Origin of the sequence: Paenibacillus sp. p3-SID1389 (assembly GCF_025151705.1) — a bacterium.
GTDB lineage: Bacteria > Bacillota > Bacilli > Paenibacillales > Paenibacillaceae > Fontibacillus > Fontibacillus phoenicis.
In genome coordinates, this window is the sequence record NZ_JALXVO010000115.1 from 1 (window position 1) to 1,585 (window position 1,585).

At 50.2% G+C, this 1,585-nt stretch carries 1 protein-coding gene; it reads right to left on the reverse strand.

Annotation, left to right across the window (positions count from 1 at the left end):
- Positions 1-175: 175 nt before the first annotated feature.
- Positions 176-1,477: an IS1380 family transposase gene (locus M3G15_RS21300; RefSeq protein ID WP_009227152.1), complete on the reverse strand. Its 1,302-nt coding sequence runs from the start codon at positions 1,475-1,477 to the stop codon at positions 176-178.
- Between the last annotated feature and the right edge of the window lie 108 nt (positions 1,478-1,585).

Below are 1,585 nucleotides of genomic sequence, written 5' to 3' on the forward strand. Positions count from 1 at the left end.
CCTGAATTTCGAAAGCCCGTCTTTACAGTAAACATGCTGCAAATCCGCGTAGACAGAGTTGTAAACTATTGAGAGAATTCCCAAACGATTCGATGGAATCCGTCTTCGTTGAATAGTCGTCCCCCCTCCCCACAGAGCGGGCTAGCGGGATTTCCAAGTAAAGTTTTACCAGTTATCATTCCAAGACGGCGATTCTCTCTTCTATTCGTTTCCATGCGTGTCGGTTGGAAAAGTCTTTCATCAGCTTGAGGACGACCGAGCGACTGTGCCGAATAATCGTCGCCGCGCAATGAAAGAATTCCAAACGGAATCGGGCGATCGTATACCCGATATGCATCGGTTCGCAAACGTTGCGTTTAAAGCGCTCGAACAAATTATAGGCCAGCAGCTTAATCAGCAAATCCAATTCATTTGCTTTGAAATCGCCGGTTGCAATCCGATCGATGGAAAAGCCTTGTTTCGCTTCTTTGATGTAATTTTCCATACAGCAGCGTTGATTGTAGAAGCGCAACAGATCTATCGGTTCCCACTCCAGATTGGTTACAATTGCTTCGTACGTCCAGTCCGAATCGAATACGATCCGGCCTTGCCCATCATCGAAGATTTGCGCTTTGCGAATCACCGCCACACGGCGTGACGTTTCCCAGGAGGTCGCCTTGTAAATCAACGTGATGCCTTCGATGATCCAGTCTTCGTCGACATAGCGCGTCCAATAGCGGCAGGCCTGCACTTCTCTGGCGAGCCGCTGAGTCCACTTTAGCTTGCCGACGTAGCCGACTCCCTTGTTCTCCCACAAGCTGTAAAAGTGTTCGCCGCCAAAGCCTTTGTCAAATCGGGCGTATTTCACGCGGCGATCGCCAAGGAGTTCAAAGGTTTGCTCCAGAAACGCGGCGGCATCTGTAGATGAGTGAGTGTTGCCCGGCCGAAGCGTCGCATTCAGATTCAGCCGTGTCTGCCCTTCGAAGACCAGCAACGGGTGGTAGCTGTTCCGTCCCGGCTTGTGCGGGTTGGTTCCTTTGGCTGCGCCTTCTTGATTGCCATACACGGTTTCCACCGATGAATCCAAATCGAGAATCAAGCCGACAGGCAAGGCGGGACGAAGGATCTCCTGATTCAGTGCCCGTAGCTCGGCTGGCAGCGTCGGACAGGTTCGGCCCCATCGAACCAATTCCTTGTATAACAAACTATGATGGGGACAGCGACCGCCGAGAAAACGGCGTAACAGGACGTCTTGCTGCAATTTGCGAAAGTGGAAGATCCGCTCACATCCGAGCATCCATCCTATGATGAGATACAACACAATGCGCTGAATAGGGAAAACCGCATTGATCGCTTTGCCGCCGGAGAGATATCTCATCGCCTCCGAAAGCTTGATTTTTTCAAGGTAGGCCAGAAATATGTTAACACCGCCAAAACTCGTGGCGTTATTCAGCGAAAATTCGCTCTTGATCTTGCTCATGATTGTGGTAGACTTCACCTTAAGGGTGCTCCTCTCTTGGGATGATGTTGTCTTCGCAAACACCATTATACCAAGGATCTGGGGCACTTTTCATGTTTTCAAAGAGTTGTACTTTCGAAATTCAGG